This window comes from Aquirhabdus parva, assembly GCF_003351745.1.
Taxonomy (GTDB): Bacteria; Pseudomonadota; Gammaproteobacteria; order Pseudomonadales; family Moraxellaceae; genus Aquirhabdus; species Aquirhabdus parva.
On sequence record NZ_CP031222.1, the window covers coordinates 3630470 to 3657374 of the forward strand.

At 47.0% G+C, this 26905-nt stretch carries 24 protein-coding genes; 11 read left to right on the forward strand and 13 right to left on the reverse strand.

Features of this window, described 5'->3' with window-relative positions:
• Position 1: 1 nt before the first annotated feature.
• The 3 genes from HYN46_RS16405 (at position 2) to HYN46_RS16415 (ending at position 2942) form a co-directional block, all read left to right on the forward strand.
• Positions 2-1303: an NAD(P)/FAD-dependent oxidoreductase gene (locus HYN46_RS16405; protein ID WP_114900386.1), complete on the forward strand. Its 1302-nt coding sequence runs from the start codon at positions 2-4 to the stop codon at positions 1301-1303.
• On the forward strand, positions 1300-1710 hold the full coding sequence (locus HYN46_RS16410; RefSeq protein WP_114900387.1) for a GtrA family protein: 411 nt from the start codon (positions 1300-1302) through the stop codon (positions 1708-1710). The genes HYN46_RS16405 and HYN46_RS16410 overlap by 4 nt, the downstream gene beginning before the upstream one ends.
• A 317-nt stretch (positions 1711-2027) precedes the next feature.
• Positions 2028-2942, forward strand: a complete 915-nt coding sequence (locus tag HYN46_RS16415) for a metal-dependent hydrolase (protein WP_114900388.1) — start codon at positions 2028-2030, stop codon at positions 2940-2942.
• Positions 2943-3006: 64 nt separating this feature from the next.
• Here the strand turns inward: HYN46_RS16415 and HYN46_RS16420 are convergent, their stop codons facing one another.
• The gene (locus HYN46_RS16420) at positions 3007-3552 is read right to left on the reverse strand and encodes a hypothetical protein (RefSeq protein WP_162818272.1); all 546 of its coding nucleotides are present in this window, start codon (positions 3550-3552) and stop codon (positions 3007-3009) included.
• Positions 3553-3758: 206 nt separating this feature from the next.
• Here HYN46_RS16420 and HYN46_RS16425 point away from each other — a divergent pair, with 206 nt between their 5' ends.
• Positions 3759-4109 (forward strand): lysozyme inhibitor LprI family protein, encoded by a 351-nt coding sequence (locus HYN46_RS16425; RefSeq protein ID WP_114900390.1) that lies wholly within the window; start codon positions 3759-3761, stop codon positions 4107-4109.
• Between the two features lie 432 nt (positions 4110-4541).
• On the opposite strand, the gene fadA is transcribed toward HYN46_RS16425, so the two are convergent.
• Positions 4542-5714, reverse strand: a complete 1173-nt coding sequence (fadA, locus tag HYN46_RS16430) for an acetyl-CoA C-acyltransferase FadA (protein ID WP_114900391.1) — start codon at positions 5712-5714, stop codon at positions 4542-4544.
• A 12-nt stretch (positions 5715-5726) separates the two neighbouring features.
• Positions 5727-7877, reverse strand: a complete 2151-nt coding sequence (fadB, locus tag HYN46_RS16435; RefSeq protein WP_114900392.1) for a fatty acid oxidation complex subunit alpha FadB — start codon at positions 7875-7877, stop codon at positions 5727-5729.
• A 569-nt stretch (positions 7878-8446) separates the two neighbouring features.
• On the opposite strand from fadB, the gene HYN46_RS16440 reads away from it, so the two are divergent.
• Together HYN46_RS16440 and lpxO are read left to right on the forward strand one after the other, a co-directional pair.
• Positions 8447-9238 carry an SDR family NAD(P)-dependent oxidoreductase gene (locus HYN46_RS16440; protein ID WP_114900393.1) on the forward strand — a complete coding sequence of 264 codons (792 nt, stop codon included), beginning with the start codon at positions 8447-8449 and terminating at the stop codon, positions 9236-9238.
• Between the two features lie 167 nt (positions 9239-9405).
• Positions 9406-10320, forward strand: coding sequence for a lipid A hydroxylase LpxO (gene lpxO, locus HYN46_RS16445; protein WP_114900394.1), 915 nt, complete (start codon positions 9406-9408; stop codon positions 10318-10320).
• A gap of 61 nt (positions 10321-10381) precedes the next feature.
• Here lpxO and HYN46_RS16450 read toward each other — a convergent pair whose 3' ends face one another.
• From HYN46_RS16450 to HYN46_RS16460, 3 genes are all read right to left on the reverse strand, one after another.
• Positions 10382-11860, reverse strand: coding sequence for a peptide MFS transporter (locus HYN46_RS16450; protein WP_407640808.1), 1479 nt, complete (start codon positions 11858-11860; stop codon positions 10382-10384).
• Positions 11861-11962: 102 nt separating this feature from the next.
• Entirely contained in the window at positions 11963-13921 is a 1959-nt protein-coding gene (locus tag HYN46_RS16455) for an Lnb N-terminal periplasmic domain-containing protein (protein WP_162818273.1), read from the reverse strand.
• A gap of 172 nt (positions 13922-14093) precedes the next feature.
• Positions 14094-14576: a DUF3015 family protein gene (locus HYN46_RS16460; RefSeq protein WP_114900824.1), complete on the reverse strand. Its 483-nt coding sequence runs from the start codon at positions 14574-14576 to the stop codon at positions 14094-14096.
• A gap of 154 nt (positions 14577-14730) precedes the next feature.
• On the opposite strand from HYN46_RS16460, the gene HYN46_RS16465 reads away from it, so the two are divergent.
• Complete coding sequence (locus HYN46_RS16465; protein ID WP_114900397.1) at positions 14731-15690, forward strand: alpha/beta fold hydrolase; 960 nt, start codon at positions 14731-14733, stop codon at positions 15688-15690.
• 98 nt (positions 15691-15788) lie between these two features.
• Here HYN46_RS16465 and HYN46_RS16470 read toward each other — a convergent pair whose 3' ends face one another.
• Positions 15789-16721, reverse strand: a complete 933-nt coding sequence (locus HYN46_RS16470; RefSeq protein WP_114900825.1) for a Dyp-type peroxidase — start codon at positions 16719-16721, stop codon at positions 15789-15791.
• 283 nt (positions 16722-17004) lie between these two features.
• Between HYN46_RS16470 and uvrC the strand changes: the two genes are divergently transcribed.
• Positions 17005-18807, forward strand: a complete 1803-nt coding sequence (gene uvrC, locus HYN46_RS16475) for an excinuclease ABC subunit UvrC (RefSeq protein WP_114900826.1) — start codon at positions 17005-17007, stop codon at positions 18805-18807.
• Between the two features lie 138 nt (positions 18808-18945).
• Entirely contained in the window at positions 18946-19743 is a 798-nt protein-coding gene (locus tag HYN46_RS16480; RefSeq protein ID WP_162818274.1) for a thioesterase family protein, read from the forward strand.
• A 56-nt stretch (positions 19744-19799) separates the two neighbouring features.
• On the opposite strand, the gene HYN46_RS16485 is transcribed toward HYN46_RS16480, so the two are convergent.
• Positions 19800-21026, reverse strand: coding sequence for a class I SAM-dependent methyltransferase (locus HYN46_RS16485; protein ID WP_114900399.1), 1227 nt, complete (start codon positions 21024-21026; stop codon positions 19800-19802).
• 250 nt (positions 21027-21276) lie between these two features.
• Here HYN46_RS16485 and sodC point away from each other — a divergent pair, with 250 nt between their 5' ends.
• Positions 21277-21783 (forward strand): superoxide dismutase family protein, encoded by a 507-nt coding sequence (gene sodC / locus HYN46_RS16490; RefSeq protein WP_114900400.1) that lies wholly within the window; start codon positions 21277-21279, stop codon positions 21781-21783.
• 59 nt (positions 21784-21842) lie between these two features.
• Here sodC and tyrS read toward each other — a convergent pair whose 3' ends face one another.
• Positions 21843-23051, reverse strand: coding sequence for a tyrosine--tRNA ligase (tyrS, locus tag HYN46_RS16495; protein ID WP_114900401.1), 1209 nt, complete (start codon positions 23049-23051; stop codon positions 21843-21845).
• A gap of 140 nt (positions 23052-23191) precedes the next feature.
• Between tyrS and HYN46_RS16500 the strand changes: the two genes are divergently transcribed.
• Positions 23192-24340, forward strand: a complete 1149-nt coding sequence (locus HYN46_RS16500; RefSeq protein WP_228254840.1) for an anhydro-N-acetylmuramic acid kinase — start codon at positions 23192-23194, stop codon at positions 24338-24340.
• A gap of 25 nt (positions 24341-24365) precedes the next feature.
• On the opposite strand, the gene HYN46_RS16505 is transcribed toward HYN46_RS16500, so the two are convergent.
• From HYN46_RS16505 to HYN46_RS16520, 4 genes are all read right to left on the reverse strand, one after another.
• The gene (locus HYN46_RS16505; protein ID WP_114900403.1) at positions 24366-24800 is read right to left on the reverse strand and encodes a roadblock/LC7 domain-containing protein; all 435 of its coding nucleotides are present in this window, start codon (positions 24798-24800) and stop codon (positions 24366-24368) included.
• A 46-nt stretch (positions 24801-24846) separates the two neighbouring features.
• A complete protein-coding gene (locus HYN46_RS16510) occupies positions 24847-25380 on the reverse strand; it encodes a GTP-binding protein (RefSeq protein ID WP_114900404.1) in 534 nt (177 codons plus the stop codon).
• Between the two features lie 35 nt (positions 25381-25415).
• Positions 25416-26378 (reverse strand): hypothetical protein, encoded by a 963-nt coding sequence (locus HYN46_RS16515; protein ID WP_114900405.1) that lies wholly within the window; start codon positions 26376-26378, stop codon positions 25416-25418.
• Positions 26379-26502: 124 nt separating this feature from the next.
• Positions 26503-26859: a roadblock/LC7 domain-containing protein gene (locus tag HYN46_RS16520; RefSeq protein WP_114900406.1), complete on the reverse strand. Its 357-nt coding sequence runs from the start codon at positions 26857-26859 to the stop codon at positions 26503-26505.
• Positions 26860-26905 lie beyond the last annotated feature (46 nt).

A 26905-nucleotide genomic window follows, 5' to 3' on the forward strand; every position in this document is an offset into this window, starting at 1 on the left:
GATGAGCCAACGTGTCGCAGTACTCGGTGCGGGTCCCATGGGCCTCGCTGTGGCTTATCAACTCGCGCTTGAAGGACATCAACCTGTTGTCTTCGAAGCCGATGATCGTGTGGGTGGCATGACCGCCGCATTTGACTTTAATGGCCTCTCTATTGAACGCTATTACCATTTTCATTGTATTTCTGATCATGCCTTCTTGCAGATGCTGGATGAACTGGGCTTGTCCAGCAAAATGCATTGGGTCGAAACCAAAATGGGCTACTGGTATCAGAACCAGTTGCAAGCGTGGGGAAATCCGCTCGCACTGTTGCAGTTCAAAGGTCTTAGTTTAACTGCAAAATTACGCTATGGACTTCACGCCTTTCTATCTACCAAGCGCGATGACTGGCAACCTTTAGACAATGTTGAGGCCTCCGCTTGGATTAAAGGCTGGGTCGGCGATGAAGCTTACGAAGTACTTTGGCGTCGCCTCTTTGATTATAAGTTCTATGATTATGTCGGTAATCTCTCTGCGGCATGGATCTGGAGTCGCATCCGTCGGATTGGACGTTCACGCTATAGCCTATTTCGTGAAAAACTAGGCTATCTAGACGGTGGATCGGAGACACTACTGCAAGGCATGAAAGCTGCGATAGAAGCCAAAGGCGGAGACATCCGCTTAAAAACACCCGTTTCGAAAGTCGTCATTGAAAATGGTCAAGTTAAGGGTGTTGAATATTTAGCGCAATTTGAAGCCTTTGATAAGGTCATCAGTACCATTCCGTTACCTTATGTTGTACGGATCATGCCCGATTTGCCGCAAAATCTTTTAACCGCATTCAACGCGAAGAAAAACATAGCTGTCGTTTGCGTTATCGCCAAACTAAAAAAAGCCGTGACTGAAAATTTCTGGCTCAATACCAATGATCCTGAGATGGATATTCCAGGTCTGGTTGAATACAGTAATCTGCGTCCACTTGATCAACATGTCGTCTATGTGCCTTTTTATATGCCAGGTGAACATGAAAAGTTTGGTGAACCCGATTCTGTGTTTTTGGATAAAGTACGTAAGTATCTGAAGAAAATCAATCCAGAGCTTGTTGATAGCGACTTTATCGACATTCGCGCCAGCCGCTATCGCTACGCACAGCCCATTTGTGAACCAGAGTACTTGAAAAAACTTCCTCCTGTCGAACTGCCAGTGCAAGGTCTTTGGGTCGCCGATACTTCTTACTATTATCCAGAGGACCGGGGGATTTCTGAAAGTATTGGTTTTGGTCGTAATATGGCGAAAATGGCCACTACTGATGATGTTACATCATGAAAAAAACCTTAGCTTTCTTTCTCCAGCCGCGTTTTTTGAAGTTTTTGCTGGCTGGCGGTATAGCCGCCGCCGCAAACTACGGATCACGGTTTATTTTTAATATCTGGGTCAGCTTCGAACAAGCGATTATTTTAGCCTATCTGGTCGGTATGACCGTCGCATTTTTCTTGATGCGACGACATGTGTTTTATCGTCAGTCGCATCATTTAGCGCCACAGATCTTTAAATTTATACTCGTAAATATTCTCGCCGTGTCGCAGACGTTACTGATTAGCGTGACACTCGTGCGTTGGGTCTTTCCTGCGATCAGTATGACCTATTCACCAGAAGCCCTAGCGCATCTTATTGGTGTTCTTGTTCCGGTGGTGACCAGCTATTTTGGTCACCGTTTTTTTACGTTCAAATAAATCATATGGATTAGTCATCATTGCATTTTCGCCTCCCATATTAATAGACACTTGACTGATCAAACATCCAAACAACTAAAATTCGCACCATTGCTAATTTTGCATTCTAAACCACATTCGCAACTGGCAAATTGTTACAAGCATCCTCATATTCCATGGCATCAAATGCTATTGACGGTTATTTTTTTACCATTTAGTATGCTCAATCGCGCCAAAAGCCTACAGACTAGTAAGCTATTGCTTACAAGCAATCGAACTAATACCTTACAATCGATCACCCAATACGATTTAGACATTAAATTCGTGGATTTATTCGTATGAACATTGCGATTCAACACCCGCTCAAAGCACGCAAAGTACAATTTAACTTTGAACAATCTCCTGCGCACTGGATTTATGGCGACGTTTACTCATCGCACATGATCAATGGGGTTAACATGCTGCTGCCGTTGGGCGAGCTCTGGTTTTGTCGTGTCTATAACAAAGCGCTGCCCTTCGTCACTGATGTGAAGCTTCGCGAAGAAGTTCAGGGGTTCATCCGTCAGGAGGCGGTGCATTCCCGTGCGCACAGCGGCGCTCTCGATTTCTTGCGCGATCATGGCTATCAATTAGATGACTATCTGGCGCGCGTCAATGTTTTATTTGGTCAAGTATTGGGAGAGCAGCCTTTTGGCCTAAAATTCTTGCAAAATGAACGTACCGAGAAGTTCTGGCTTGTGGCCCGGGTTGGCGTAATTGCTGCGATTGAACATTTCACAGGCATTCTGGGTCAATGGTCGCTAGACAGCAAAGGCTGGGATGATGCTGACCCTGTGATTGCCGATTTATTCCGCTGGCATTTGGCTGAAGAAGTGGAACATCGTACAGTCGCTTTTGATCTGTTTGAGCATTTATGCAAAACAGAATTAGGCTTCTATGTAGGACGCCAAGCCTTGATGGCGATTATTTTCCCACTGTTTGTTTATTTCCTCGTTGATGGCTGCCGTTATCTGGCTGGGCAAGATCCTGATCCAAGAGCACAAGCTATCGCACGAAAATCCATGCTTAAGATGCTCTGGCAACTCGAAAAAGTGGGTAAGAAAACCGATCATCTTCCAACGTTTAGTCTGCTGGTGAAAGCGACTCTGCGCTGGGTTCCAAAAAGTTTCCATCCGATTACGGAAGGTGATACCCAGCAAGCTTTAGACTATATCGCTCGTTCACAAGGTATTCTTGCTGCGCGAAAAAATTAAATCATCTAAGCATTACCATAAAAAAAAGCATCGTTAAACGATGCTTTTTTTATGGTCGCCAATCTTAATTTTTGTTGATATCCAATGTCCGAGATTGTAATGACCATGCCCCACTTTCCATGCGTTTCAGACTAAATCGCCACGATTTAGCCTGTTGTGTATGTTCTAGTCTAAACAACGCGGCAAACTCAAGAACATCCGGCTGCGGCATTTTCCATTGATCGATACGAACGACATTGGCACATACATTTTTCTGCGTATTGATCGGAAAATTCGATGTTTTCGTACCTTCATCACTGGTGATGAATTGATTGGCAGCAATCACAGATTCAGTATTCTCACGCGAACACGATGCAGACTCTAAAATGCTTTGCAAAGAGGACTGGGTATCGATAATGGTCTGTTTTATTGTATTGCTAGAATTACCGGCACCTTTAGCGATTTCATTGATAATCATGGCGCGTTGTTCCTCGCTCGGGCTTATACCTGCATCTCCAGGCTTCTGACCTGCGGTGGCTACATTCACAATGGCACTGAGCACATCGATGGTATTGCCTAAGGCTTCCGTATCTACCGCAGCATGTCCCGCAGGGATGTATAGCATCATCATGAATGCATATACAAAATAAGATCTACTGCGGGTCATCATCATCAGTCATGGTCAGCCTAAAAAGTCGCTTGAGTATAGTAAAACGAGCGCATACATACTATTGAATTAACAAAATGCTGATCATTCTTTGCCGAAATAAATCAGTATCGCCAACTGAGTCTCGATACACTCAAAGCATCTATTTCCTTCACTGCTGAGGTAAACCCATGTTGACGCCAACTCGTCTGTTATTCATCAGCCTATGCGCAATCTGTGGTAGCTCCGCAACCTATGCTGATAGCATCAATTGCAGCAGAGCCCGTTTGCCCGATGAGCACGCCATCTGCCGCAGTGTCGAATTACAGAAGCAAGATGTCAAAATGACGACGCTTTTTGAAGTATCTGGGCATCTCATGGCAATGGGCAGTCGCGGTGCCATGCAAGACAGACAAGTCGAATGGCTCAAAGACCGCCATCAATGTAAAACCAATCTGAGTTGTTTACGCAGTGCCTATGCACAGCGTATTGATGAGCTCAATCAAGGTCTTGAGGGGATTTATAGCCGAGGGCCATTTTAAATAGACCCTCGTAATTATTTATTATGCGTTGAAGATTGCTGATTTGATTGAGATGACGAACTGGTTAATACACTGTCCTCAATACTACTTTTATGGACACTAAAATCACTAGGGCGAATGCTATCGTGTTGAAGATACCGAAATAATCTCCAAAATATTGTCGCGATAGCTACGCCTGCAATATGCCAATATTCTGGGTTCTCATAAATGAATATCCCTATTCCGACTAATACTGGAAACGAGACCACAAGCAATAATTTCTTAACAGCCATCACCAAAGCCTTCTTGCGAATTACTTTAAATATTCTGATTCTTATATCACTTTTGATGATAGAACTCACAAGATTATATTAACTAACTTGAGTTTTCGTGATCGACTCATAAAAAATCCCCGCTACTTAGCGAGGATTTTTTCATCCATAACGCGTTTAATTAAACACGTTCGATGATGGTTGCAATACCTTGGCCCAAGCCGATACACATGGTCGCAAGACCGATTTGAGTATCTTGTTGTTCCATGACGTTCAGCAATGTCGTGGTGATACGTGCACCTGAACAGCCCAGTGGGTGACCCAGTGCAATTGCACCACCGTTCAAGTTAACTTTGTCTTGCTTGTCGAGCAAATCAAGCGCTTTCAATACCGACAGGCCTTGTGCAGCAAACGCTTCGTTCAGCTCAACGGTTTGGATGTCGCTGATGGACAAGCCCGCACGTTTCAGGGCTTTTTGAGTGGCTGGTACAGGACCGTAACCCATGATCGCCGCATCACAACCTGCAACTGCCATAGAGCGGATCACTGCACGAGGCTTCAGACCCAATGATTGCGCTTTTGCAGCACTCATGAGCAACATTGCAGAAGCACCATCAGACAGTGCTGAAGAGGTCGCTGCAGTGACTGAACCGCGTGGATCGAACGCAGGGCGCAAGCCTTTGAATGCTTCAAGGTTTGCATCTGGACGAATCACTTCGTCGATTTCACACAAGACACGGAAACCGTTTTCGTCATGACCTTCCACACCCACGATTTCGTTTTTGAAACGACCCGCTTGTGTTGCCGCCCATGCACGGCGATGTGACTCAACACCGAACTCATCTTGCATTTCACGGGTAATCCCGTTCATACGACCGAGCATTTCCGCGGTTAAACCCATCATGTTCGATGCTTTTGCATAGTGCTTAGAGGCTTCTGGATTCAGATCAATACCATGCATCATACCGACGTGACCCATGTGCTCTACACCACCGACGATGAAAATATCGCCTTGGTTCGTTGCAATTTGAGCTGCCGCAGTATGGATGGATTGCATGGATGAACCACATAGACGGTTAACGGTTTGACCCGCTACAACCTTTGGTAAATCAGCCAGCAAAACGATATTTCGCGCAATGTTCATGCCTTGTTCTAGGGTTTGATTGACACAGCCCCAGATCAGGTCTTCAACTTCACTTGGATCAAAGCCTGGATTACGGATCAATAATGCACGTACTAATTCAGCAGACAAGCTGTCCGCACGAACGTTACGGAACATCCCGTTACGGCTACGACCCATTGCAGAGCGCACACCATCAACAATTACCACATCACGTGGATTTAAAGTTGCCATTGTCTTCGCTCCTTAACCGTAGAATGATTTATTAGCTGCTGCCATGTCGCGCAGCAATTGTGGGGCTTCATAGGCTTTGCCTAAGTGAGCATATTTGTCACAGAGTGCAACGTAGGCTGCAACACCGGTTTGATCGATATAACGTGCTGCACCACCGCGGAATGGAGGGAAACCGATACCCATGATCAGCGCCATATCGGCTTCTGCTGGGGTTTCAACGATTTTGTCTTCCAAGCAACGAACAATTTCGTTACACAGCGCAACCATCATGCGATCGATGATCTCTTGTGCATCAAATTCACGTTTCTCGCCAGTCACAACGGATGCCAGCAACTCGTAAGTCGTTGGATCCACTTTCTTGGCTTTTTTGCCTTTCTTGTCAGCAACGTAAACATAGAAGCCTTTGTCATTTTTTTGACCCAGACGTTTGTTTTCGTACATGACTTGGATTGAGCCTTTATAGTCAGGCTTCATGCGATCTGGGAAGCCAGCAGCCATCACGTCTGCACCATGAACGCCGGTGTCGATACCGACCACGTCGATCAGGTAAGCAGGACCCATTGGCCAGCCGAATTTTTCCATGACTTTGTCGATTTGTTGGAAATCAGCACCGTCTTTCACGAGCAGATCAAACGCACCGAAGTAAGGGAACAATACACGGTTAACCAAGAAACCTGGGCAGTCATTCACAACGACAGGGACTTTGCCCATTTTTTGTGCCAAGGCAACAGTGGTCGCAATCGCTTGATCAGATGATTTCTCACCGCGGATGACTTCAACCAACGGCATCATGTGTACTGGGTTGAAGAAGTGCATACCCACGAAGTTTTCAGGACGTTTAAGGTTTTTTGCCAAAGACGTGATTGAAATCGTTGATGTGTTTGAAGCCAGAATCGTGTTGTCATGCACCAGTGTTTCGACTTCAGACAGAACTGCGGCTTTCACTTTTTCAAGTTCAACAACCGCTTCGATCACGATATCAACTTCTTTGAAGTCACCGTAGTTCAGCGTTGGACGGATACGTGACAGGGTCTCACCCATTTTCACAGGCGTCAAACGACCTTTTTCCACTTGATTTGCAAGCAGTTTGGTTGCTTCGCCCATACCCAGCGCCAGCGCTTCATCACGAATATCTTTCATGACGATCGGTGTACCTTTGCTTGCAGCTTGGTAAGCGATACCGCCACCCATGATGCCCGCACCCAGTACAGCCGCTTGTTTGATTGGGTGAGAGAGTTTTTCCCACTTCTTCGCCATCTTTTTAACCACTTGATCCGCAGAGAACACGCCGATCAAAGCAGTTGCTTGTGGCGTAACCGCAGCTTTTGCGAAGCCTTTAGATTCGATCTTCACCGCTTCATCACGATTCAGATTGACGTTTTGTTCAAGGTTTTCAATCGCAAGTTTGGGTGCTGGATAGTTTGTACCCGCTTTTGCCAAGATCACGCCTTTTGCACTGCTGAACGCCATCATTTGTTCGATTGGGCTCAGTTTTACAGGGACTAATTTCTCTTGACGACGCGCTTTCCAGTTCAATTTGCCAGCCAATGCTTGCTTGACCAGATCAATTGCAGCTTCATTCAATTTTTCAGGTGCAACAACCGCATCAATAGCACCTTCTTTCAATGCCACGTCTGGACGCTTCTCTGCACCAGTCGCAATCCACTCCAGCGCGTTGTCAATACCGATCACGCGTGGCAAGCGTACAGTGCCACCGAATCCTGGGAACAGACCCAGTTTGACTTCTGGCAAACCGACTTTAGCCGCGGTTGAAGCAACACGATATTCACAGCCCAAGCACACTTCAAACCCACCGCCGAAAGCGATGCCATTGATTGCCGCAACTTTAGGAATATCCAGATCTTCAAAGCCATTGAATACGTTATTCAATACACCCAGCCACTCTTCGATACCAGCTTCGCCTTGGGCAAAGTTGTCGCCAAACTCAGTGATATCGGCACCAACGATAAACGTTGATTTACCAGAGGTCACGATCAGGCCTTTTACACTTGCATCGGCCTTGACCGCTGCGGTGGCTTCTTTAAGTTCTTGCACAGTGGCACGGTTCAATTTATTGACCGACTCACCTTGTAAGTCGAATTTGAATTCTGCGATTCCGTCGCTTAAAGTCTGGACGGAAATGGCATTACCAGAGTAAATCATGCCTAAAGCTCCTGATGTAGGAAGTGGAACAGCAAAAAATTGACTACAAAAAAGGGGTTAACTCTGCGCTGACAAATCGCTCCCGTGCTGTTTTCATGGGCAAGATCAGGGCAGGCAGAAAAAAACTGTGTAGAGTGTACGCCAAGACGGTGGCCGAGTGATGCTTTTGCGTGTATATATGCTGTGACGCAAAGGTCACAAATTATTTTGCTAATGAAAAATGATAAATAAACGCTCAATACGGATAACTTTGTATCCTTAAAAATGGATCGTTAAACAAAAAAATGAAATTTCACGGCTATAGCAATGAAAACCTTAATATTGATCACTTAAACTTTTTAGAGCTCGCTGAGATCAACTTAAGTGGCAAGTCCTCTTGAGCTGCGTCGTATTGCAACTTTTTTGAATCATTGTGCGGATCATATGGACAACATGGGCAAAGCCTATAACCATGAGCACTGATCTGATCAGCAAGCTGATTTTCAAGACTCACCGCATCTCGTCGTGTTTAATGCACTCAATGAACCATAATATTTAACAACGCAACCCCATAAAGGATAATTTTAGACATGGTTACGACGGCTCAACACACCGCACTCATAACGGGTGCATCCAGCGGTCTTGGCGCAGAATACGCACGTTTACTGGCTGCGGAGGGTCATCAACTTGTGTTGGTCGCGCGCCGTTTGGATCGTCTAGAAGCGTTAATCAGTGAATTACAGCAGAAATACCCACAGCGCATGGAAGCCATCAGTTGTGATTTGGCTGATGCGGGTGCAACAGCCTACCTGATGGATGAAATCGCGACCCGTGAACTGTCGATTGATATCCTCATTAATAATGCGGGCTACTCTCCGAAAGAGAGCTTTAGTCAACAGACACCGCAAGTGGTTCAAGCGCAATTGCACGTGATGATCAATGCCGTCACTGAACTCTGCCATGCCGTACTACCCAATATGACCGAAAAACAGTGGGGACGCATCATTAATGTCTCCTCCCTTGCTGCCTTTGCCCCGCCCGGTCGCGGCACCATGTATTCGGCCATCAAGCAATATGTGCTCGCCTTCTCACAGTCTCTGGATATGGATGTGCGCCGTGACGGGATCCGCGTCACCGCCCTTTGCCCCGGCTTTACCCACACCGAATTCCATGAGGTGATGGATGTTGCGGATAAGGCCAGTAAAATCCCTGCCGCGTTCTGGAGTGATGCACCGTTTGTCGTCAGTGCTGGCTGGCGCGCGGTCAATGCTGGACAAGCCGTCTGCACGCCAGGCATGCTCAATAACGTCATCGCGGTTGTGAGTAAACGACTCCCTGAACGGGTTCGTTATCACATGGGACGCGTCAACCCTCTGGAATAAGGTGTTTTTTTAACCGAACCATAAATTAACAATTAACGTAAATAATTGTTTTAACAGCCTATTCATAGAATGCACTTGGTTAAATGTTGCTCGTGGTCGATTAGTTGTCGCACGAGCCTGCAAGCCTTGATAAAATAACGACTAATTTTTCCCAAAAAAGTATTTATATGAAGTGGATCATTCTGGCGATATTCCTCTTCTCGGCGATCTATATCCAGCGCCGAGGTAAAGTGAAACATGCCTTTTTCCGTCAATTCTTTGACCATTCCACCCTCATGGCACCCGTCAATGTGATCATGTACTGGTTTTCCAAAGTCCCCACCACACCCTACCTATCCAGTGAATACTTCAAAGACTTGAAAGTGCTGGAAGAGAATTGGGAAGTGATTCGCGGTGAAGCGATACAGTTGGCTGAAAAAGGCGGGATTAAAGCCTCAAGCTCATACAACGATGTTGGCTTTAACTCCTTCTTTAAAACTGGTTGGAAGCGTTTTTATCTGAAATGGTATGAGAATGGTCATCCTTCAGCGATGGATCTATGCCCCAAGACCACCGAGCTGGTGCGTGGACTTGACTCCGTTAAAGCGGCGATGTTCACCGAGCTACCGCCCGGAAGTCGTCTGGTACGTCACCGAGATCCCTATGCGGGCTCACTGCGCTACCACTTAGGACTCGTTACCCCCAATGATGACCGCTGCTTTATTGATGTAGACGGAGAGCGATATAGCTGGCGCGATGGTCAGGGCGTGATGTTCGATGAGACCTACATTCACTATGCGGAAAATGGTACCGATGAAAATCGCATCATCCTGTTGTGTGATATTGAGCGTCCAATGACCGCTCGTTGGGCACAGGCCTTTAACCATTGGTTCGCGCGCAATGTCATGACCGCAGCCAGCTCACCCAATGATGAAGCTGATCGTACCGGCGGCATCAATAAAGCTTTCCACTATATCTATCAAGTACGCATGGTCGCCAAGAACCTGAAGAAAAAGAATCGCCAAATCTATTACATCCTAAAGTGGCTCATACTGGGTGGCTTGTTGTATTGGATTTTCCTTGCGGGTTTCTTCTCACACTGATTCTTGTCGATATAAAAAAGCCCCGATTAGTTCGGGGCTTTTTTATAAGGCGCATGATGAATTAAACGATTTTCTCATTCACCCAACGCTTCATCAATGGCACAAGAATGGCCAGTAGCACCGCAACGATCAGCAGAGCTATCGCTGTGTGACCAAATAAATCAGGCATTTGTGCGACATTCTTAGGGTCAACATGACCGCCCACTAATCCAGCGATCAGATTGCCCAACGCCGCTGCGGTAAACCACAGCCCCATCATTTGCCCTTGCAAATGCTTTGGTGCAATCAAGGTCATTGCAGCAAGACCAACGGGGCTGACGAAGAGTTCTGCAATAGAAAACAGTAAATACGCACCCAGTAGCCACAGCGGTGAAACTTGATGCTGTCCACCGAGTACCAAATTGGCAGCCAAATACATCACACCAAATGCAGTAGCACACATCAGAAAACCGATGATAAATTTGCCGATACTGGATGACAGCCCATGCACAGGCCAGCGCTGCCAGAGCAATCCCACGATCGGTGCAAAGATCACAATCGTCACCGGATTGATTGATTGGAACCATACCGTCGGAATCAGAAATCCACCGACCTGACGATCGGTAAAGTCCTGTGCAAATAAGTTCAATGCAGTCGGTTGCTGCTCGTTAGCAGACCAGAATACTGCGGCAGCAACAAACAGGATTAAACAGAGCACGATGCGTTTCTTTTCATTTCCACTTAAACCGCCAAAGATAAACAACCAACTGATATACAGCACCACGATTGTTGCGAGGACATAGGTCATTGAACTGGCAATCACTAATGGTGGGAAGGTTGCTATCAAGATAATAATCGCGAGGATTGATGCCGCTAGACCCAACACAATCACAGTCATTTTTTGGCGTGAGATCGGTGGCAGGTCATTGGTCAGACGATCAAAAGTTGCTTTGGCATAAACTCGGTAGATGATCAATGAGATCAACATCCCAAGCCCACCCGCACCAAATCCCCAAGACCATCCGTACTCTTGTGCCAAGAGTCCCGTGATAAGCGGTGCAACCATGCTGCCTAAATTAATGCCCATATAGAAGATCGAATAGCCGGCATCACGGCGTTGATCGGTATCTTCATAAAGTCGACCAACCATGACCGAGGCACAGGTTTTGAATAAGCCTGAACCCATGACAATCAGGCCTAAACCTACAAAAAAAGCCGTACTCCCAAACAGATGTGCGAGCGCAATACTTAAGTGACCACAGGCAATCAGAATACTGCCCCACCACATTGATCGCGCTTGACCAAAGACATTATCAGCCAGCCACCCTCCGGGTAAAGTTGCCAGATAAACACTACCCGTGAATATGCCAACGATCGCTGCGGCGGTCGGACGATCAAAGCCATAGCCCCCTTGCATCACGGTTGCGGTGAGAAACAGGACCAGTAGCGGTCGTATGCCATAGTATGAAAAACGTTCCCACAGTTCTGCCATGAACAGCGGCGCTAGTGCCCGCGGGTGTCCAAAAAAAGTACGCTCTGTCGACATAAGTTTGAATTCAATAATTAAAATTTGTGGGACTATACAATGCAATAAACATGCACAATATAAGGAATCCAGACAAACTAAGTGGTCAAGACTATTTAGTTTGCCTGCCAAACATTTTTAAAAATAGCGCAGCCAAGACAAGCTGAACTCATGGCTCTGCTGGCTGGACTGACGATTTTGTTGCCAACTGACGCGCAAGGCCTGCCGTTGATCGTTCGACCCAAGATGCAAGGGAATTTGCGCGCCAACTTTCGACTGGTTCTCCCAAGCATGCTGATCCTGCCAAAACAACTGTGTACTCTGGATCTGTAGACTAAAAGCAGGCATATTCCACAAGCAACCCAAACTGGGACCCACACCAACACGCCAGCCATGATCTAAAAATTTTCCCGCTTCTAGTGCTGCACTGGCTAATCCATAACACAATGCAGAACCCAGTTGCCATGCCTGTCCCTCACCACCCTGCACATAACTCACGGCATGAGTTTTATCTCGACTAAAAGCGTTTTGATCTTGCGAGACTTGGCGAATACCCAATGCTAAATTCCATGACAGCGGATCAAAGAAGTCCGTTTTTGGGCTTAGTGAATCGATCGAAAGAAGTGTTAATTGCTGTATCGATAGCTGATCCTGCTGCACACGTAGACGCGTCTGTAAAAAATTGATGCCCGCACCATTCCGATAGCCACCTGCCGGATCTAAAAGATCATGATAAGCTGGTCGCCACTCCAGATCAGCAAAACCATGCCCCTGTGCCTCCCCACCACCCAACAGGATCCGACTCGTCAAATGACCTTGGGCAGGATCAATAAGCCGCGCAGGAACAGCAACGCGAGTATCAGGCACATCGTATTGACTGCGACGGATCAGGAGCGCACGCAGCTTGGGCTGAGCAACATCTTTATCGATATGGTGACCCACAAACTGATGATAGACATAATCGCTGGCCATTTCGCTGGCTTGGGCTTGCTGTTTTATAGAGAGTCCCTCTAACTGGGCGTTGGGCTTTTCAACCAAAGTCTTTGCAGCCTTGATCACGGGCGGCTTCGCATGATCAGCTTGGGCGTTTAAGCGACTGGCGAAGGCAGGACGATAGGCCACTTTTTCAAGCAAACCCGCTTTGATCAGACTCGCACGCAGTGTATCGGTCGGAATCGCATAGACGGGGAATTGATCCTGTAAGGATAGCGACGGTCTGGCCACATCCATTAAGCCCAATAACTGATAAGAACAATTGGAATGCAAAAAATAATAAGGAAAAGAGACAAAACGCAGTTCCCATACCCGTTTGGTGATGCGCTGGGTTTCTGATGGCGTCAGATTAAGGCTGTATTCCCACAAATCACGACTTTCAAAATCATTGTATTCTTTGACTTTTTCATAATACGGCATGATGTCATAGGAGCCAGGATAACGTCCCGTAAGCCCTTTAATCGCAAAACTGGCACTACTGGCATTATCCGTTTGTGCCGAATAGTTAATCGCATACGCCAGCAATCGGGTTTGCTCATTGGCATCGGGATCAAGCCGCAATAGCGTATGACCAAACATCGATGACGGATTATTCATATAGTCCGAGCTAAAGACCAGCGTCGCATGTTGCGGCTGAATCCCCTGCAACCACTGGGTCAATGCTGGGCACGGGGTGATGGGTAAATCGCTATCTTTAAGTCCAAGTTGCTCAACCAGCCAATCGCGGCGTACGGGGAATAAACATGCAGTTGCATCATCCGGCTTACTGGTGCTGGCATTGAAAAGACCCTTTAACGTGGCATCCAGTTCTGCTTTAGGATCATGGCTCCCGTTAGACGCTAGAAAGAAACTCGACTTGGTTACCGCACTTTCAAATCCTGCCCCTTTTTTCTGATAAACCATCAGACGATGCCAATAGGGGGAATCTGCTAAATGTAGGCGATCAGCGCGGGCAAGTGCATCGGACAAAATTTCTGTGTTTGAAGCCTGAGCACTTAAGGGGCTCATTTGACTCGATAGTGATGTGTGAGCGGGATCCATCTCGGCAAAGGCTGGCAACATCATCGACAGGGTTAATAATCCCATCCATCGATTAAATGACATTTTCAAGCCAAGGGGCAAAGTCTTTATGCGTATCATACGTGATTTAAGCTCGTACATCCATGTACACCAACAACCCAATAAGCAATTGAAAATAAATATTAATTTTATAAAATTAATGACAAAAGAGCCCCGTATGTCACGGAGCCCTTTTTGCTTACAGCAGGGTGTTCAATTAAGCGATTTTATACGCGGATAGTGTCGCATCTTGCGCCATTACAGTCTGTAATGCGGCAAGCACTTGACCAGTCGTTTGATTGTTTGCTGCGTAGATGGTTGCAAAGTTGGTTTTGGTGGCGTTGAAGAATACGGTTTTGTCTTGCTCTTTGATGCCGATCAGATTGGCCAGCACATTCAGGCTTTCACCCTGACCCACAGACATATCACGCGCTAGGCTTTCTTGGTTATTCCCCATGAACTCACCCAGACGTGCTGAAGCAGTGACGACACCGTTTTGACGGCAGCCTAGCGTACCGAAAGTAATACCGAAGGTTTGGTTACCGAATGTGCCATTGGTGGTTGCACCAAGCACTTTAGGACCTATGCCCTTTTGACCCGCCCAGACTTGAGTCCCTAGTCCGCAACCGATATCATTGTCTGCCATCGCTGCGGATGAACATGCGACCAATACCGCCGCTACTATTAGTTTTTTCATAATCTTCAACCTTGAGATTTATATTATATTGGTATAAAACAGGTGCCGCAGATATAGACTAAACTGAATAACGTTTTATTGCTAATGATTTTATGACAGAAATTTGCGATAGAATTCATGCGACTCAAACCCACTGTTTTCGAGGCATAGCCCTACCATGGTATTAAATCCTACTCCATATACAGACGCCCCATCAGGCACCAGTCAACTGGTGATCAGCGTCAATGATGTCAGGCTACATGTTGCAACTTGGGGTGACCCGAAGAATACGCCGATCGTACTGGTTCATGGCTATCCTGACTCCCATGTGGTTTGGTTACCCTTGATTGAGCAACTGGCGCCTAAGTTCTATGTGATTGCTTATGATGTCCGCGGTGCTGGCAAGTCGGATGTACCGAAGAAAATTTCTGATTACCGTTTAGAACTGCTGAGTCAAGATCTTGCAGCGGTCGTAGATAGCATTATTCCAGATCGTCGCTTCCATCTGGTGGGTCATGATTGGGGCTCGATCCAAAGCTGGCAATCCGTCACTACAGATTTACTCAAAGGCCGCATCGCTTCCTACACCACGCTGTCTGGTCCCTCTCTGGATCATGCTGCACACTGGATGCGTCGCCGCTTACTCAAGCCATCCATTGATCCCAAGCATAATGCCTTCAGACAGCTTGCCAGCTCATGGTATATCGGCATGTTCCAACTACCGATTCTGCCAGAGTTGGTGTGGAAAAATGGTCTGGGTAAACTCTGGACCAAGTATCTGGAAAAACGTGAAGGCGTGGTTGAGGCTCATCCTAACCCCACTCAAACCGATGATGGGGTGTATGGTGTACGACTTTATCGTGCGAACTTCATCAACAAATTGACATCGCCTCAAGAAATGTTTGCCCATTGCCCTGTTCAGCTCATCGTGCTGAAAAGAGATAATTACGTCAATTCATTCTTGTTTGAAGACCTGACACATTGGGTGAAAGACCTCTATCGCCGCGATTTAGATGCTGGGCATTGGAGTGCGCTGCTTAATGAGCCACAAACTGTTGCTGCTTGGATCACGGAATGGATTGAAGCGGTAGATACCAAGAAGCTGACTAAACTCAAAGCACTTAAAGTCGCTGCTTAATGGATACCACCCTATTGAGTTACTTCTAACGTTTAAAAGTAACTCAAAAAAAAGCCGTATACGGTTATCCTATACGGCTTTTTTAGTTAAGCGAAAAATTACGCGTCGATCAAATCATCCAACAGATTTTGGGATGGCACAAAGAAGTAGGCACCGCTGACCGGTGTCACGAAATTCAGCATCCGATCCCCAATACCATCTTCAATGCCGTACATCCGCGACAGCATCCGATCAATCACGGTGAGATCTTTGGTATAGGCCTGAAAGAATAAGCCTTGGTCGCCACTCGCATCACCGTATGGCATGCTATGTCGCACGATCTCCAGCTCTTCCCCTTGTGCATCTTCGATGACCACTCGACCAATATGTGAATTGGTGCGTTTGATACCTTCGGGTTGCTCAATGCTTTCAAGCTTGGAACGACCAAATACATGCTCTTGTGCATCGACTTTCAGGCGGTTCCACGTGGCAAGGTCATGCACGAAGCGCTGACTGAAGGCAAAGCTCCCGCCAGCATATTTGCCGTGATCCTCTCCCAGCAAAGTGGCTTCTGCCCGGTCGTCATAACCTTGCGGATTCTCGGTGCCGTCTATAAATCCAGTGAGATCACGATGATCCAGATAACTAAACGCACTGCGCTCATCCAAGACCTGAACCTGATTGCTAATCCCCTGCATAAACACTTGTGCCAAGATAAAGCACAGATCCGCGCGATCACTATGGATATGGAACAGTAGATCACCGCCTGTAGCAGGCATGGTGAACTTATCGGAAGTGCCTTTGCCAATCAGCGGTTGTAAGGCATGGAATCCGCTCGGCATGCCTAAGCCCAACCGCTGCCACAGCTCCACCCCAAAACCAATTGACGTGGATAAACGTGAATGAGGATATTGAGTCAAAAGCCGATTGCGCGTCTCTTCAAATTTGGTGAGCTGTGCTTTTAACGGATCAAGCCCCAACTGCTCAATATTCAAAATTAAGAAGCGGGCATAGCCAGGAATCGGAGGCAAAATACCCGACTGCGGAGACAACTTTCCAGACATAGGGACTCTCAATTATTTATTTCTAAATGATTATATGTATCCAAGGATACAACTCAATGACAACGAGGTTAATTCAAAACGCCACATGATGCGGCTAAATCTATGAGAAGTGAATAGCTCAAATGAGACACCCCCTTTGCACTTGAGTTTAGCGCAAATAAACCCATGGATAACAACATCCACTTGAAACTATGCTTGAGACGCTCGACTCAAGTATGATGAGATGATTGTCTTTACCCAAAATAAAATTGCACGATTCGATATCAGATCTATGAATGAACTTTACGCCGACCATATCCGAGCCATCTTAGCCACCCTGCCCAACCTGCCCGGTGTTTATAAAATGCTGGGAGTTGAAGGCGAGCTGCTCTATGTTGGTAAAGCGAAAAACCTTAAAAACCGGGTCACGACCTATTTTGCCAAAACCGTAGAACACCCGAAAACGCGGGCTTTGGTCGCACGCATCCGTAATATTGAAACCCTGATCACACGTAGTGAAACCGAAGCATTGCTGCTTGAACAAAACCTGATTAAAGAAAATAAACCGCCGTATAACATCATGTTGCGGGATGATAAGTCGTATCTGTATATTTTTATTTCCGCAGACCAGCCCTATCCACGACTTGCTGCGGGGCGCGGCAAACGTAATCATCAGGAAGGCAAATTCTTTGGCCCCTATCCCAGTGCTGCTGCTGCACGGGAAGTCTTGGTGGTCATGCAAAAGATGTTTATGGTGCGCTCCTGTGAGAACGCGTTCTTTGCACAGCGCAAACGGCCCTGTCTGGAATATCAGATTAAACGCTGTCGTGCACCATGTGTCGGTCTGGTCTCTCCTGAAGACTATGCCGTGGATGTCGCCAATACCATCGACTTTATGAAAGGCAATATGAGCGACCTAAATCAAAAGCTCATCAGCCAGATGGAGCATGCGGCTGAAGAGCTCGACTTCGAGCAAGCGGCGCTTTACCGTGATCAGCTCGGTGTCCTGCGCGAGGTCCAAGCCCATCAATCGGTCTATACCGTGAAAGGAGAAGCCGATATCTTGGCAATTGCTCAGCAAGCCGGTGTGGTCTGTGTGCAAGTCATGAATGTACGTGGTGGACGCGTCTTGGGTGGAAAAAGCTTTTTCCCAGACCTCGATATGAACGACAACATCGGGGAGTTACTATCCGAGTTTCTCGCGTCGTTCTACTTCCAGTTCGCCGATGAGCTGCCAAGTGAGCTGATCGTCAACGTGGAACTGCCAGATAAAGCCGCGCTTGAGGAAGCCCTACAACTCGAATTCAAACAAAAAGTCACCATCAAATCCCGTGTACGAGAGAATCGCGCAGAGTGGCTTGAGATCGCAAACATGAATGCTGATGGTGCCCTAAAAGCCAAACTCGCCAATCATATTCAGCTCAAAGAACGCTTCCGCGTATTGCAGGATGCACTCGGACAACCGATTGATCGTATTGAATGTTTCGACATCAGCCATACCATGGGAGAATCCCCGATCGCCTCTTGCGTGGTATTTGATCAGGGCGGTGCCCGTAAGCGTGACTATCGCCAATATGCGATCACTGATATTACTGGCGGGGATGATTATGCGGCAATGGCGCAAGTGCTTGAACGCCGCTATAAGAAGCAACCCATCCCCGACCTGATGTTGATTGATGGCGGTAAAGGTCAACTCAATGTTGCTAAAGCGGTGATGGAGAAGTTGGATCTACACCCTCTCATGATCGGGGTGTCTAAAGGGGAAGGACGCAAACCCGGACTTGAGACCCTACACCGTGTTGACGGCACTTTCTTTCAGTTAGAACCCGATGATAAAGCACTCCATCTCATCCAACAGATTCGTGATGAGGCGCATCGCTTTGCCATCACCAAGCATCGTGCCAAACGCGATAAGAAACGGGGGGGCTCGGTACTCGAGGTCATTCCCGGTCTGGGGCCCAAACGCCGCCGTGATTTGTTGACTCACTTCGGTGGTATCCAAGGCGTGCTACGGGCATCGGAAAATGAACTGGCGGGTGTGGCTGGATTTGGAGCGAGCTTAGCTCGCGTGGTCTATAAGGTCTTGCATGAATAGATCTTTTGCAGAAAGTAACCCAGCATCAAGTCAAAACTCACAAAATATATGACTAGTCGGTCTCATAAATGCACCGACACATGATCCTATTTCATGTAGGCTCAAAGCATCGCTTTTTATGAATAAAAGAGAATGCTCATGTCGATCCATCAACTGTTAACCCAAGCCCAAACTCAGAACCAGATGATCATCCCACCTGGCTGGGGGCAAGGTCGAGCTACTTATGGTGGTTTGGTCGCAGGCTTACTCTGTAGTCGTCTGATCGCAACGCTCGGTGCTGATGGACAAAACCGTGTGCTCCGCTCCGCCACAGTCTCCTTCATTGGTGCTGTTGCAGTCGGAGAAATTGAGTTTAAAACTGAAATTTTTCGCAGTGGCAAATCGGTGACTCAGGCCGAAGCCCGCTTGATTCAAAACGGTGAGGTGCTGGCTGTACTGCTGGCCAGTTTTGGCAGTGCACGTGACTCAGAGATCAATGTCCTCCCCACACATTCGGCACCAGCATGTAAACAACCAGATGAGATTCGGGCCTTACCTTATATCGCGGGCATGATGCCCGAGTTCTTTCAACAGACAGACATCCGCTGGACTCATGGTGCTCAGCCCTTCTCAGGTGCAGCGCACCCTGACTTCGGGGGTTGGATGCGCTGGAGAGATCAGTTCTCAGAGATGACGGTATCGCATCTCTTTGCCTTAATTGATGCATGGCCACCATCCGTACTACCGATGTTTAAAATGGTGGCGCCAGCCAGTAGCTTATGCTGGACCTTGGAGTTTTTGGATATTCCCTCAGACAAAACGTCTGAAAGCTGGTGGCTATACCAAGTCAAAACTGACTCGGCAAAGGCAGGCTATACGCATAGTGAAGCGCATATCTGGGATGAGCAAGGGAATTTAGTCGCGATCAGTCGACAAACCGCGACCATCTTTGCTTAACCTGTGAAACAGAAGTGATGCGACTTGAGCGATGTTCCACGTGGAACGTCGCTGTTTTATAAGAGACCATCAGCCATCAGTAAGCTTTCCAAACACTGCTCACGAATGCCATAAAAGGCTTTGATCGATTCAATCTGACTTAAAATTTCAGCTTTCTTAGCCGTATTCTTGGCTAAACTCTCACGCTTAATCGCCAAAATCATTTTGTTTTTGCTGGTGTGCTCGAGTGCCACAAACTCAAAAACTTTGGTTTCATAGCCACAGGCTTCCAACAGCAAGGCACGGAGACCATCCGTCAACATCTCCGCTTCCTGCCCCAGATGTACACCATGTTGCAGCATCGGACGCAACACTTGCGGACTTTTAATCTGAGGCCGGACTTGCTTATGGCAACACGGCGCGCACATGATGATGGATGCACCCAAGCGCACACCCGTATGCAAGGCATAATCGGTCGCGACATCGCAGGCATGCAGCGCGATCATGACATCTACGGCTTCCGGATGATAACTACGGACATCACCTTGATAAAAATCTAAGCCTTGGATACTCAATTGATTAACGACATTGCCGCACAGCTTAACCAGTTCATCCCGGAGTTCAACACCCGTAACCTGAGCGGTATAGCCCAAAGTTTCACGGAGGAAATCATGTATCGCAAAAGTAAGATAGCCCTTCCCTGCCCCAAAATCCACGACATGCACCGGACGATTCGTCGGCAGCTTTAAGGACTCAAATGCATGTTGGAAAACTTCAATAAACTTATTGATCTGCTTCCACTTGCGCGACATGGCGGGAATCAATTTCTGCTGCGCATCCGTCACACCTAGCCCCGTTAGAAACGGGCGCTTGATATCAATAAAACGATTCTTCTCACGATCATGGGCTTGTGAAACTACCGCTGTGTTCGCAGCCGCGGTCGTTTGTATCGTCGCCTCATTTTTCTTATTAAACAGTAACTGTGTCTCGAGCCCTTGCAGTCTTAAATAAGCACTCTTAAAACTATCGACTTGGCTCTGATCCAAGTAGGTTTGAATCTGTGCCAGTCCGTCTTCAATGCGGAAGTTCTTGGTCACATCTCGTGTCTGATAGTGATAGGTAAAGGAAAGCTGCGGCTGCCCTTTTACCTCAAGCACACGGACAGAAATTTTATTCAGCCCAGCCTCACTGCCACGATATTTAGCCAGGCTCAATTTGATGAATGAAAAGCCATCAGCGCTTGGGATAAGACTATCAGTGAGGCAATCAGAGAATTGCTCTACAGCATTTTCAGGGAGTGACATACGATTCTTTATACAACGATAGAAGAGAAAGCTGGGGCGAATTATAGCAATTTATTGATCAGCACAGGTCAGATAAAGAGCAGTCATATTCAGAGGCAGGGCAGCAGACTTACCAATTAAAACGAGAGCGATACGTTCATTAATCACCCAGCGCGGTATAAAGGACTATCGCAGGGATTTGTAGAAAAATGCGTTGTAAATAGATGAATCCATTGCTTCATTGAGCGTTGTATTACAAGGGATTTAAATCATGAAAACTTTGTCATTGGGTCTTGCAACGATTTGTCTGGGTCTCGCCACACTCGCAAGTGCGGATACGACCGTGCCTTTATTTTTCACAGCCGATCAAGGTGTCGGCGCTGCTGTCGGCACCGTGGTCTTGAGTGAAAGCAAATATGGTGTGGTACTCACGCCTGATCTCAAGGGTTTACCGCCAGGCATTCATGGCTTCCACCTGCACCAGAACCCATCCTGTGATAACAAAGGCATGGCAGCCGGTGGACACTTTGATCCGCAAAAAACGGAAAAACATCTGGGCGCGTATAGCGACTCGGGTCACCTCGGGGATCTCCCTGCACTAACCGTGAATGCCGATGGCACAGCAAAGCTGCCTGTACTTGCACCCAGAATTAAGCATATTTCTGACTTGACTGGGCATGCGCTGATGATTCATTTGGGCGGGGATAATTACGCGGACCAGCCAGAGAAGCTTGGCGGCGGTGGCCCCCGTTTGGTCTGCGGCGTGATTGGTCAATAATATATTAGACTTAGCCTCAAGGTGATCAGGGTCACCTTGAGGCTAGACCGTTTTACAGCTTAGTTCACGATAACGCGAGCGATTGCTTTCTTGCCCGCTTGAATGACCACATTTGCGCCAGCAGCCAAACTAAAGGATGCATCAACCACCACGCCATCCACTTTCACCGACCCCCGAGCCAATGCATCTTTGGCTTGTGCAGCATTCTTGGTGAGTTGGGCACGGCTCAAGACAGTGGTAATAAACAATGCGTCTTGCCCTTCCAGTGCTAGCGTCACTTCTGGCAGGTCTTCTGGAATCTCGCCATCGACAATGCGATTGCCTGCACTCTTGTGCGCATTTGCTGCGGCATCGGTATCATGGAAGCGCTCAACCAACTCCAGTGCAATACGCTTTTTGAGCTCCTGAGGATTCAGACCATTTTCCATCTCAAGCAACCAGCCATTGATCTCGTCCATCGGGCGAAAGCTGAGTAGCTCAAAATAACGCGGAATTAGACTATCGGGCATGGACAGAATCTTCTGATACATACTGCCCGCCGAATCATGGACACCGATATAGTTATTCAGAGATTTCGACATTTTCTGGACACCATCCAGCCCTTCCAGAATCGGCAAGGTGATACAGATCTGAGCTTCCTGACCATATCGCGCTTGCAAAGTACGACCCATCAATAAATTAAACTTCTGGTCAGTACCACCCAATTCTACATCTGCATTCAGTGCAACTGAGTCATAACCCTGTACCAATGGATAGAGAAACTCATGGATAGCAATCGACTGTTGCGCTTTGAAGCGCTTGCTAAAGTCATCACGCTCCATCATCCGGGTCACGGTATATTGTGATGCCAGCGCAATCAGGTCCGCTGCACTTTTTTGCTCGAACCAAGTCGAGTTGAACACAATTTTAGTCTTCTCTGGATCGAGAATCTTAAATACTTGTTCTTGATAGCTCTTGGCATTCTCAAGCACCTGCTCACGCGTTAGCGGCGGGCGTGTCGCACTCTTGCCCGTTGGATCACCGATCATACCGGTAAAATCACCAATCAGAAATAAAACTTCATGGCCCAATTCTTGGAAGGTACGCAATTTGTTGATCAATACCGTATGACCCAAATGCAGATCAGGTGCCGTAGGATCAAAGCCCGCTTTCACACGCAGGGGGCGATTCTCTTTTAATTTTTTAAGTAATTCATCACGTTGGATAATTTCACTCGTACCGCGCTCAATCAGCGCCAGTTGTTGTTCCGCAGGAAGAAAATTCGTCATAACCTTACAAATATAGCTGCCGTAATATTGCGTAATATATTAGCCGTTTTTAATATCGAGGAGTTAGCGATAATTACGTGTAATAGGTTAACCTTAGCAACATCAATCATCCGTACAATGAGCAAGATTAGGTCAAAATTATGGCGCAGGAAATGTATATCGGTGTGATGTCTGGTACGAGTCTCGATGGAATCGACTTTGTCGCCGTATCATTTGACCCCTTAGCGCTACATGCCTCACAGACAGTCCCCTTCCCTGAAGAGTTGCGGGAAGACTTACTCGCACTGACCTTCCCTGATGACAATGAAATCGAGCGTATGGGTGTTGCAGACGTTGCGTTGGGTCGGCTGGTGGGTGAATCGATCAACCAACTGATTCACGATCATCAATTGAATAAAGCGGATATCCGCGCGATTGGTAGTCACGGTCAAACCATTCGTCACCGCCCAGAATCAGGTTTTAGTCTACAGATCGGCGATCCTAACTTAATTGCCGAGATCACTGGCCTTCCAGTCATTGCTGATTTCCGTCGTCGTGATATGGCTGCCGGAGGGCAAGGTGCGCCGCTGGTTCCTGCTTTCCATCAAGCGATGTTTCAGCATCCAACGATCAATCGCATCATCTTAAATCTAGGTGGGATTGCCAATATCAGCGTACTCCCGGCAGGACAGCCCGATGCAGTGTATGGCTTCGATACAGGACCAGCCAATGTCCTGATGGATGCATGGTGCTTTCAACATACAGGGCAAATCTATGACCATGATGGCTTATGGGCGGCAGCGGGAACCGTACATAAACCCCTCTTAACCCAACTCCTCAGTCATGAATACTTCTCTCGGCCTCATCCTAAAAGTACTGGGCGTGAGGATTTTAATCTGGAGTGGTTACAACAGCAGATTTCCGATGTGATGGCGATTGATTTCCATGAAGACAGCTATGGCAGTTTTGAGTATCACGATCTGAACAACGCCCCTCCCCAGGATATCCAAGCGACGCTGCTCAAACTGACTGCACGCTCCGTGGCTGACGCCATAGAACAAACCAATTTAGGGGGTGGTGAAGTCTGGCTATGCGGAGGCGGTGCTTATAACCATACGCTTTGGCAAACCTTGGCGGAATGGTTACCTGAGTGGACGCTGAAGAGTACCAAAGAACTTGGGCTTGCACCGACTTGGGTAGAAGCGACCGCTTTTGCGTGGCTGGCACGTCAGCGTATAGAAGGATTACCGGGGAATTTGCCTGCAGTCACTGGAGCTACAGGCTATCGTGTCTTAGGTGGCCGCTGGTAAAACAAGCAGCCAGAAAGCGGGGTTATTAACCCGCTAATAGCTTCTGCTCGCTGTCCACCAAGCGTTGGATACAATGGCGCATGCCATGCAAAGCCTGCCCAAGTAGTACCTGTTCTGTCGTCAATACGACGAGTACCAACGGAACCTGTTTACACGGCACACTGGCAATAATGGCCTTACCGTTTTGCGCATCCAAAATCAGGGACTGGCAATTGACCAATTTGATCTCGGCGGTGAAGGATTGAATCATCGATAATATCGAACTACTCACCGCAGAGATTTTGCCACCATCAAGATTTGCCTGATTGGTGGTCAGTGCCATCTCAAACCCATCACTGGTGGCCAGTAAAACACTATTAATACCCGATACTGATGAAGATAGCTCGGCGATACAACGTTCTGCAATTTTAACAAATAGGGTTGAGGGTTGACGGTGTTGCCCCTCTTTCACCATGATCATTTAAGATTCCTTGCTTAACAATGATTTAACAATTTACGATGGTGTTTTACACTTCGACCTGTACTTCAAGAGAGGCAATGATGGTCTCCACGAGAAGCAATACGTCATCTTTTTGCCGAGCATCAACGCTAAAAATGGGATAACGTTTTTTATTATCGATGAGCCAGCGACGATAAATATCAAACGAATGATTTGAGCTGACATCCACATGCGTTACGCCAATCACAATAATGCGTTCAGATTTTCCGACAAAAGATTCTAAGTAAAGATCTAGATCAGCCAAAGGATTTTCTGCACTGTGATCAATGAGAATCACGATGCCTAAAGCACCTTGTGCGATGGTTGGCCACATGAACTGAAAGCGACTCTGTCCAGGCGTGCCGTAAAGACCGATTTTTACAGCGTCATCAATCGTGATTTCTCCATAATCAATCCCGACCGTGGTATGCAGCTTACTATGCGCCTCTTCATCCGTATTCAGTGCTTCGGTGGCAAAGACAGGAATTTCTGACAAACTACTGATTGCCTGAGACTTCCCAGACCCCATTCCCCCGCAAAACACTATCTTATAGCGTTGCATAGATTCACCCCTACAATTTTCAACGATTGGCCTTGTTAAAGACCCAAGCGGTTTCTCAAACCCGATAACAAACGCCGGATCACGGTTTGCTCTGCAGCAACAACGGCTCTTTCGACTTGATGTGCTTGAGGAGTTACTTCAGGCATACGATCAACGCGCTCAGCAAACCCTGAAGTCACAAGCGCAGAGACAAAATGCTGTACCCGCGACAGGGGAATCTTGGTATCCAGAGCCAGTTGATGTGCGCTTGATGTCCCTTGTGCTAAAGAAGCGGATAAGATCAACATGTCTTTGCGATCACTTTTACGGAAGGGTTGCGGCCATATTTTGATTTCTATGAGCTGTTCAAGAGGCACTAAGGTCGCACAAGAGGATGCAGACCAGATGACCTCCCAAAGCCATTGCATCAGGTCGACAGAGCGATGCTGTCTTGGAATTTGCGAGACGACTTCAGACTTTAAAGAACCTGTCATATCAATAGATGTACTCCGCTCAGGAACCAGCCACATCAAACCACTGATCGTATCCACCACGCCTATCGCGCCTCGCGTATCAGACAGGTGATATAAACCCTGAGCTTTGGATACGAATCCTTTGAGCAAATTGGTACTTTCAATCACAGCAGGGTTTTGATCCACACTTTGTGGCGCGGCTTGTGAAATCGCCGCTCTTTTTTTATCAATGACAAATTCTTGCACCCAGTTCTTAAGACGTGAGTTTTCAAATAAGGGTAAAGAAATGATGTTCTGTTCGATCTCTTCGTTCTTGGGAGAGTGATTGACCAACAAAACGGGAAGTGCATTTTTGCGAATCAAGCTTTGAATGCTTGATGAACTGATAAAGCAAGAATTTATAACCAGGAAGTCTAAATTTTCTTGATTGGCGGGAACCCAACTTACATCACCGCCGTCTGCCAAAACATCGTGAATATGTTGGCGTATAGAGACTACATCGGAGCAACCCAATCCTACAATTGACGCCCTGAATGACCGTTCCATGTCGATACTCTTTTCAATTGAGTTTTATCATCATTAATAAAGAAAAACGTCAAGCAAAGATAACATCCTATTCTCTTTGCTTGACTTCAAATGCCAATACGTTAAAACACTGACTACATTAAACTTAAGAGAAATCGAGTTCTTTTTCGAATGACTTTAAGGTATGACGTGCCATCGCAAGGTTAGATTTCGCACGATCCAAAACCAAATAGATGAAAATATCCGCATTACGTTCCAACGGACGGATCAAGTGATATTGCTTACCCAGGGTAATCAAAATATCTTCGATTCGATCATTGAGCTTCAATGCTTCAGCCACTTTACGCTTTGCACGAACAACTTCGGTATTCCCCGCAGCTGCCAAATCCAGATCCAGGCCGCCACCAAGTGTCGATAAACTTAAGCCACTGGTTGAATCAACTAATACTGCCGCAACAAACCCGTCAATTGATGACAATCCATCTAATAAAACTTTTGCCATTTTCCTAGCTCCTTGGAATAAATATCCATTTTTTTGATAAGCGAAA